At 61.4% G+C, this 8,258-nt stretch carries 7 protein-coding genes; 5 read left to right on the top strand and 2 right to left on the bottom strand.

Translation table 11 applies throughout. The annotated features are described in order from the left end of the window. The coding region (locus tag GSQ88_RS30475; protein ID WP_174248158.1) for a D-alanyl-D-alanine carboxypeptidase family protein at positions 1-684 on the bottom strand (684 nt) is incomplete at its 3' end. 397 nt (positions 685-1,081) lie between these two features. Here GSQ88_RS30475 and GSQ88_RS30470 point away from each other — a divergent pair. After that, complete coding sequence (locus tag GSQ88_RS30470) at positions 1,082-1,390, top strand: phasin family protein (protein WP_174248161.1); 309 nt, start codon at positions 1,082-1,084, stop codon at positions 1,388-1,390. Between the two features lie 130 nt (positions 1,391-1,520). Here GSQ88_RS30470 and GSQ88_RS30465 read toward each other — a convergent pair whose 3' ends face one another. Next, the gene (locus GSQ88_RS30465) at positions 1,521-3,377 is read right to left on the bottom strand and encodes a TadE/TadG family type IV pilus assembly protein (protein WP_159011605.1); all 1,857 of its coding nucleotides are present in this window, start codon (positions 3,375-3,377) and stop codon (positions 1,521-1,523) included. A 163-nt stretch (positions 3,378-3,540) separates the two neighbouring features. Here GSQ88_RS30465 and GSQ88_RS35070 point away from each other — a divergent pair, with 163 nt between their 5' ends. The 4 genes from GSQ88_RS35070 (at position 3,541) to GSQ88_RS30450 (ending at position 8,215) form a co-directional block, all read left to right on the top strand. Continuing rightward, entirely contained in the window at positions 3,541-3,843 is a 303-nt protein-coding gene (locus GSQ88_RS35070) for a hypothetical protein (RefSeq protein WP_174248157.1), read from the top strand. 34 nt (positions 3,844-3,877) lie between these two features. After that, the gene (gene clpS / locus GSQ88_RS30460) at positions 3,878-4,213 is read left to right on the top strand and encodes an ATP-dependent Clp protease adapter ClpS (RefSeq protein ID WP_174248156.1); all 336 of its coding nucleotides are present in this window, start codon (positions 3,878-3,880) and stop codon (positions 4,211-4,213) included. A gap of 273 nt (positions 4,214-4,486) precedes the next feature. After that, the gene (clpA, locus tag GSQ88_RS30455; protein ID WP_159011604.1) at positions 4,487-6,904 is read left to right on the top strand and encodes an ATP-dependent Clp protease ATP-binding subunit ClpA; all 2,418 of its coding nucleotides are present in this window, start codon (positions 4,487-4,489) and stop codon (positions 6,902-6,904) included. Positions 6,905-7,090: 186 nt separating this feature from the next. Further along, positions 7,091-8,215, top strand: coding sequence for a serine hydrolase domain-containing protein (locus GSQ88_RS30450; RefSeq protein ID WP_159011602.1), 1,125 nt, complete (start codon positions 7,091-7,093; stop codon positions 8,213-8,215). The last annotated feature ends 43 nt before the right edge of the window (positions 8,216-8,258 follow it).

The following is an 8,258-nucleotide window of genomic DNA, read 5'->3' as shown; positions in this document are numbered from 1 at the left end:
ACGGCCGCGGAAATTGAACGCCTCGGTCGCGAAATAGCGATAATAGCGCGGAAAGCGATCCTGGATGGCGCGGCCCAGTGTGGACTGATCGCGCGCCGTGGTCACCTGTTCGTCGGCGGGCAGGCCGGAAGCATTGACGTACGTCGTCCGGGTCATGCCCAGCGCCCGCGCCTTGCGGGTCATCATCTTGGCGAAATCGCTTTCATCGCCGCCGATGGCTTCCGCGATGACGACCGCCGCGTCGTTGGCGGACTTCGTGACGATGCCCTTGATCGCGTCTTCGACCCGTATGGTTTGGCCGGGGCGCAGGTCCAGTTTGGTGGGATCCTGTTCCGAGGCGTGCTCCGACACCGGCATTTCGGTATCGAGCGTTATCTTGCCGGCTTCCAGCCGCTCGAACAGCAGATAGAGCGTCATGATCTTGGTGAGCGAGGCGGGATGGCGGACGCCGTCGGGGCTGTTGGAGGCCAGCGTCGCACCGGAATTGGCGTCCACGATGATCGAGGCGAACTGCGGGCTGTAGCTCTCGCTCTCTTCATGGTGGTGGCGCGCGACGTGTGAGCGATGCCGGTAGTGGCGCGCCTCGGCGGTGTTGGTGGTGAAAGCGATCGCGGCGGTGGCGGCGACCAGTCCGAGCGCACACACGCGCACAGCGCGCGAGGAAGCCAAGGTTGTACGAAGCATAAACTTCCCCGTCCCATTTCTGTCTTGTTCACCGGTTCGTGAGGCTAAATTATGCCCAACGGCCGGCAACGGTTTTCCTGTCCGACCACCCGATCCGCTCAGGGTGTTTCGCAGGAATGGCAAATCGGATCGCTGTTCTAGCTAACCAACTGCACGCACACACTTTTCGACGATATGCCGGGAAGGCGAACAGCAACAGAATCAGGTTAGGGGGCCCAAGTTTCCAAAAGGTTAAACAACCGTTGCCCGGTGTTGGCAGGTTTGATGACAACCTTAACGATTTGTGCGTCGCACAAATATTGTTGACTTTATTGTGCGCCGCACTATGTTTGCGTTGTCAGGGAGCCGGGACCTCCCCGCCGATCTGTCAAATATCAGTCTGGGAAAGGACTCCATGATGGTTATTAAAGTCGAAGAGATTCAGCAGTACGGCACTTCTCTGCAAAGCGGCGTTCAGGCGATCGCGACCGCCTACGGCGACTACACCAAGAAGTCGTTTGAAGACACCAAATCGTACGTCGAAAAGCTGTCCGGCGTGAAGTCGATCGACAAGGTGCTGGAAGTGCAGACCGAGTTCGCGAAGTCCGCCTACGAGACCTTCGTGGCCGAGTCGCAGAAGATCGCAGGGCTCTATACCGATCTCGCCAAGCAGACCTTCAAGCCGCTGGAAGGCCTGGCTTCGAAGTTCACCCCGGCCGCCCAGTAATCGCAGGCGCCGGAGCCTTCCGTTCCGATCGAATCGGAGCGGGGCGCTTGAAAACTTCTCGTTGCTAAAACAAAAGCCCGGCCGTTATGGCCGGGCTTTTTCGTGTCGGGTGTTTCGGCGTCGCCTTGAATTATTGGGCGACCCGGAGCTGGCTCAGTGCGGTTCCGATCGTGGTGAACGTCGTGGCGATCTGGCTCGAACTGGTCAGCATGAAGAACTTGCTGGGATCCGCCTTCCCGTTGGAACTGGCGCAGGATTGAAGGAGTGTCGAGGTCGGATCCGGCGGCGAGCTGGTGTCGACCTGAATGGTGTAGACCGTGTACATCGGCTTGCCGGCGGCATCCGTGGCGTTTCGAAGATTCAGGCACTGCTGCGCCTGCCGGATGTCGATATAGCCAACGCCTTGCGAGTTGGTATTCTGTGTGCTGCCGTTGCCGTAGGCCGGCCAGCGGTCCTCGGTATTGAGGCCGTCCGACAGGATAATGATGACCCTGTTGTAGGTTGCATTGGGGTCTTCGGCCGGCGCCGGGATCGGGCCGGTTTGCAGCAGTGACTGCCAGGCCCAGGCCAGTCCGACCGACTGATCGGTGCCGCCGGTCGGCTGCATGGCGTTGATGTTGGTTTTCATGGTCGACCAATCGTACGACATCGGCATGATCGGCTCGAGCGCCGGTGAGTTGTTGCTCTGGCAATAGGCCTCGCTGTTCTCATAGTACTGGTTGGCCGGGAACAGCGTCGCTGCAATATTCGATGTCGGCGCATCGCCGGTTTCGTCAAAGCTTTGCGTGCGGTCGGTGATGCAGCCGGTCCAGGTACTGGTCGCATTAGCGACCCAGGTGTGGGTGTAGGTACCGGTGTTGACGGTTTGCGTGCACGAAACGTTATTGCCACTGCCGCTGCACGTGGCCGTGCTGTTACCCATACCGGTGTTGCAGTTGCTCGATCTACCCGTGCAATAAATCTGCTGCGTCGTATTTGGTACGCTGTTCCAGCATCCGTTGTAGAGGGTGTGCGAATTGTAGTCGACGCTTGGGCAAATGTAGCCGCTATATGTGCCGCTCGATGGTACCACGTTCCTGCTGCCGCCCTGGCAGTTGCTGCCGCTCATGCAGTTCGCGCTGCCATTTACCGGGCCACTCGTACAGGTAAACCCACCATTGCTGTTCGAGAACGGACATTGCGAGCCCGGCCCGATGCTGGACCAGTTGCTCGGAAGCGTCGCCTGGCCGTTCGGGTTGCCGACGGCGTTGGCCGGTTGGGACGTTGGCGGATTCTGCCAGTCAGTCCAGTCGATCCAGGTCGCGCCAGCGTAGCTGGAGCCGACATTGACGACCTTGGCGAACGGGATGACCGAGATATAGACGTCTCCGGGATTCTTGGCGAGCCCGCTGAGCTGGTCGATCAGGCCGCCGTTTCCGGCGACCGCATTGCGCAGCGCGGTGATCTTGCCGTTGTCGGCCATTGACCCCGTGTTGTCGAGCGCGAGCGCGACGCGCATCTTCACATTGCCCCACGCGGTGGTCGAATTCACGGTGAAGTTCATCGTGCTCAAACTCTTGCTGACCACCCTCAGGAAGTCGGTGGTGACCGACGCGGTTGCGGTGAGCTGGACGGTGTTGCCCATATTGCCGTTATTCGCGGTGTAGGTCGCGGCAACGGTTTGGTTCGCAGCGTTAGGAACGAGCGTGCCGTCCGGATTGGTGTAGAGCGCCTTGAAATAGGCCTGCGCCGCCTGCTGGATCGCGCTGGTGGTCGTGGCAACGGTGCCGCTGGAGATATCTTTCGACAGCATCAATGCGGTCGAGTCCAGCGCGGCCTGCATGGACGAACGCGCGCTGTTGACCCGGCTGTAGTCGATCGCCGCGCCCACGAAGCCGATCACGGGGATCGCTGCAAGGGTAAAGATCACCGCGATATTGCCGTCGTTGGCGCCGACGAAACGGCGGGCGGCGTCGCGAATATGACGGATAATAAATCTAGCGAACATGGCTGTCACCGAGGTTGCGTCCCTGAGTCGGGTTGCTGCCGCCATCTCGGATGCCGCCACTAAACAGGTGGTAAATCGGTCTCGATAAAACTCGGTCAATAGCCGCGGAACTGCGAATCAGCGCCGTCAACCGCTCGCTATCGTCAATAGCTGCTGAACGGCCATGGGCATGGCTTTGTCAAATCCATCGGAATTGATTAACCTTGTCGGGATCGACGAACCGGGTCAGGGCGGCCGCAAGCCGCGTTTGGCTGGTATTTGCGTGCTTGCGGTGGGCCTGCCAGCGCTCCATATTCCCGGTATCGATCCTGCGGACGGGTCGGTGCGGCGGGGAGCGGCGATCTGGCAGCGTGTCTGGGAACTCTGCGCTACACCCGGCCGCCGTCCGGTTTTCCGTGGAGATTTCGAACGCCCGTGCCATGCTTCAATTAACGTCCATATCCCGATTGACCTCGATACCCAATGACGCCGCGCCGCCCGTCGCTGTTTCCGCGCCTCGAATGGCCGGCAACGACGAGAACCGCTCCGGTGGCAGCGGCGGCCCGGCTACGTCCGTCATCGCCAAGGTCAAGCCGAAGACCAAGCGCCCGAACCTGTATCGGGTGCTGATCTTGAACGACGATTATACCCCGATGGAGTTTGTCGTTCACGTCCTGGAGAAATTCTTCCAGAAGGACATCGAGGCCGCCACCAAGATCATGCTCCACGTCCATCATCACGGAATCGGGGAGTGCGGTGTTTTTACCTACGAGATCGCCGAGACCAAGGTGACGCAGGTGATGGACTTTGCCCGCAAGCACCAGCATCCCCTGCAATGCGTAATGGAAAAGAAGTAATCTGGCCGGCGTCAATTCACCGAAATCCGGAACGGGTCTTGCATCGAACACGGCAACGGCGCGGGCCGTACGTGGTTTTACGGGGCGCGGCGTCGGTTTTGTGTGGGACGCTTCGGGGCTGGGGATAGCGTGACGTCTGGCGTAAAGCAGTCGCGGAACCGGTCTTTCGCCGCGATCCAGTGTGACTATATAGACTCCATAAGTGTGATGAAGGTTGTTGTTGCCTGACCGGCCAACGGCGATCATGATGGCCGGGGGCCACAGAGGACGCGAATGCCGACTTTTTCCCAAAGCCTAGAACAATCACTGCATCGCGCGCTCGCGATTGCAAACGAGCGTCATCATCAATATGCGACGCTGGAACATCTTCTGCTGTCGCTGATCGACGATTCCGATGCAGCGGCCGTGATGCGTGCATGCAGCGTCGATCTCGACAAGCTGCGCACCAGTCTTGTCAATTATCTCGAAACCGAGTTCGAAAACCTGGTCACCGACGGGGCCGATGACGCCAAGCCGACCGCCGGCTTTCAGCGCGTGATCCAGCGCGCGGTGATCCATGTTCAGTCGTCAGGCCGCGAGGAAGTGACCGGCGCCAACGTGCTGATCGCGATCTTCGCCGAGCGCGAGAGCCATGCCGCTTATTTCCTGCAGGAGCAGGACATGACCCGCTACGACGCGGTCAATTACATCAGCCATGGCATCGCCAAGCGGGCAGGCGTGTCCGAAGCGCGTCCGGTGCGCGGCGTCGACGAAGAGACCGAGACCAAGGGCAGCGAGGACGCCAAGAAGAAGGGCGAGGCGCTCGATACCTATTGCGTCAACCTCAACAAGAAGGCGCGCGACGGCAAGATCGATCCGGTGATTGGGCGCAACGCCGAAATCAACCGGGCGATCCAGGTATTGTGCCGCCGGCAGAAGAACAATCCGCTGTTCGTCGGCGAAGCCGGCGTCGGCAAGACCGCGATCGCCGAGGGCCTCGCCAAGCGCATCGTCGACTCGGAAGTACCGGAAGTGCTGGCGGCCGCCACCGTGTTCTCGCTCGATATGGGCACGCTCCTCGCCGGCACCCGTTACCGCGGCGACTTCGAGGAGCGGCTGAAGCAGGTGCTCAAGGAGCTCGAGGCGCATCCGAACGCGATCCTGTTCATCGACGAAATCCATACCGTGATCGGCGCCGGTGCGACTTCCGGCGGCGCCATGGATGCGTCCAATCTGCTGAAGCCGGCGCTGGCTTCGGGCACGATCCGCTGCATGGGTTCGACGACCTACAAGGAATACCGTCAGCACTTCGAAAAGGATCGCGCCTTGGTGCGCCGGTTCCAGAAGATCGACGTCAATGAGCCGACGGTGGAGGACGCGATTGCGATCCTCAAGGGCCTAAAACCTTATTTCGAGGACTATCACCGGCTGAAATACACCAACGAGGCGATCGAGGCCGCGGTGCAGCTGTCGTCGCGTTATATCCATGACCGCAAGCTGCCGGACAAGGCGATCGACGTGATCGATGAATCCGGCGCGGCGCAGATGCTGGTTGCGGAAAACAAGCGCAAGAAGACCATCGGCATCAAGGAAATCGAGACCACGATCGCGACCATGGCGCGGATTCCGCCCAAGAGCGTGTCGAAGGACGATGCCGAAGTGCTCAAGCATCTCGAACAGACGCTCAAGCGCGTGGTGTTCGGCCAGGACAAGGCGATCGACGCGCTGTCGGCTTCGATCAAGCTGGCGCGGGCCGGCTTGCGCGAACCGGAAAAGCCGATCGGCTCGTATCTGTTCTCGGGTCCGACCGGCGTCGGCAAGACCGAGGTGGCAAAACAGCTCGCGGCCTCGCTTGGCGTCGAACTGATCCGCTTCGACATGTCGGAATATATGGAACGGCACACCGTGTCGCGGCTGATCGGCGCGCCTCCGGGCTATGTCGGCTTCGACCAGGGCGGCCTGCTCACCGATGGCGTGGACCAGCATCCGCATTGCGTGGTGCTGCTCGACGAAATCGAGAAGGCGCATCCGGATCTCTACAACGTGCTGCTGCAGATCATGGATCATGGCCGGCTCACCGATCACAACGGCAAGCAGGTCAATTTCCGCAACGTGATCCTGATCATGACCACCAATGCGGGCGCCGCCGATCTGGCACGCCAGGCGTTCGGCTTCACGCGCAACAGGCGGGAAGGCGACGATCACGAGGCGATCAACCGGCAGTTCGCACCCGAGTTCCGCAACCGGCTCGACGCCATCGTCTCGTTCGCGCATCTCAATGCCGACGTCATCGGCATGGTGGTCGAGAAGTTCGTGCTGCAGCTCGAAGCCCAACTCGCCGACCGCGATGTCACGATCGAGCTGTCGGACACCGCCAAGGCGTGGCTGGTCCGGCACGGTTACGACGAGCAAATGGGTGCGCGGCCGATGGCGCGCGTGATCCAGGAGCACATCAAGAAGCCGCTGGCGGACGAGTTACTGTTCGGCAAGCTCAAGGGCGGCGGCCATGTTCGTGTCGTCCTGGTCAAGGACGAGGCCGGCACGGAAGGCGCGGAAAAGATCGGCTTCGAGTTCGTCGAAGGGCCGGTCACGCCGAAGCCGGAGAAGCTTCCGGTCGCGCGCAAGCGCAAGCCGAAGTCCAGCGGACCCGATAGTGGCGGCGGGGGAGGCCCCAAGGGGCCGGCCTCGCGAGGGCCATTGGTCAAGGCCTGAGCCTGCGATCACTAGGAATCAGAAAGCCGGCGCGTCGCAAGACCGCCGGCTTTTTTGATGGGTCTCTGTTCTGCTTCGCCGACCACGCTATTTTGAGCCCTCGTCCCCCGGCATGTCCCTTGGCACAGCCCGCGGCTCGCGCGATGGTTGTTCTCCCGATCCGATGGACAATCCGTGAGGCTGCTGATGAACCGGCGTGATGCGCTTAAGGCTGCGGGAGCGATTCTGACGGCCAGCGCCATCGGCCGGCGGACCGCGGCGGCGGCGACCTCGTTTGAGCTTGCCGCGCCCGAGAGCGTGGGATTTGCGCCCGATCTGGCCGCGCGTTTCGCGGCGCTCGAAGCCGCCGGACGATTGCTGAACGTGCACGCCGTCGTGGCCTTGCGAAAAGGGCGCGTGGTGTTCGAACGCTACATGACGGGCACCGATCAAACCGGCGAAGGCGCACCCGCCACCGTCGAATTCACCGCGGATACGCTGCACGATATGCGATCGGTGACCAAGAGCATCGTCGGGTTGCTCTATGGCATCGCGCTCGGCCAGCAGCGCGTGCCGGCGCCGGACCAGCCCTTGCTGGCCCAGTTTCCCGAATATTCGGATATCGCCAAGGACCCCGACAAAGCGCGTCTGACGATTTTCCACGCTTTGACGATGACGCTTGGCCTCAAATGGAATGAAGACCTGCCGTGGATTCATTCCGATGAAGTCGCGATGGACAGCGCGCCGGATCGCTATCGCTTTGTCCTGGAGCGCCCGATGCTGGGGGCGCCCGGCAAGGGTTACATCTACAACGGCGGCGCGACCGCGCTGCTTGGCCGATTGATCGAACGCGGCACCGGGGTCGATCTCCCCACATTCGCCAGGACCGCCTTGTTCGGACCATTGGGGATCGAGGCTGCCGACTGGACCAAGGGGGCCGACGGCGTTGCCTCAGCCGCATCGGGCCTCAGGCTGAGGCCGCGCGATCTCGCGCGCATCGGACAGATGATCGTCGCCGGGGGCAAATCGGATGATCGGACGATTGTGCCTGCCGATTGGCTCGATGCCAGCTTTCGTCCCGCCGCGATGGTGGATGATGGGCGGCGCTACGGCTACCATTGGTATCTCGGCGAACTCGCCGTGTCGGGAAAGTCGGGCACCTATGGCGCCAAGTGGATCGGCGCCTTTGGCCTCGGCGGACAGCGCCTGTTCGTTTTTCCGGAACAGGAATTCGTGCTGGCGGTGACTGCGGGCAACTACACGACCGAAGATCAAGCGCGCGCGCCGATCGCCATCTTGCGCGAAGTATTTTTGGCCAGCCTGGTGGACTAAGAGCGTTTTCGAGCCAACGGGTCGCGCGAACGCGCGCCCGATG

The sequence above is a fragment of the Bradyrhizobium sp. S69 genome (assembly GCF_009766005.1).
Taxonomy (GTDB): domain Bacteria; phylum Pseudomonadota; class Alphaproteobacteria; order Rhizobiales; family Xanthobacteraceae; genus Bradyrhizobium.
This window is presented reverse-complemented; position numbering and strand designations above follow the sequence as displayed.

What these genes read in the sequence shown, in the direction of transcription:
- GSQ88_RS30465 (WP_159011605.1), bottom strand. Translation starts at nt 3,377, where the DNA reads ATGTTCGCTAGATTTATTATCCGTCATATTCGCGACGCCGCCCGCCGT.
- clpA (WP_159011604.1), top strand. Translation starts at nt 4,487, where the DNA reads ATGCCGACTTTTTCCCAAAGCCTAGAACAATCACTGCATCGCGCGCTC.
- GSQ88_RS30450 (WP_159011602.1), top strand. Translation starts at nt 7,091, where the DNA reads ATGAACCGGCGTGATGCGCTTAAGGCTGCGGGAGCGATTCTGACGGCC.
- GSQ88_RS35070 (WP_174248157.1), top strand. Translation starts at nt 3,541, where the DNA reads ATGGGCATGGCTTTGTCAAATCCATCGGAATTGATTAACCTTGTCGGG.
- clpS (WP_174248156.1), top strand. Translation starts at nt 3,878, where the DNA reads ATGGCCGGCAACGACGAGAACCGCTCCGGTGGCAGCGGCGGCCCGGCT.
- GSQ88_RS30470 (WP_174248161.1), top strand. Translation starts at nt 1,082, where the DNA reads ATGGTTATTAAAGTCGAAGAGATTCAGCAGTACGGCACTTCTCTGCAA.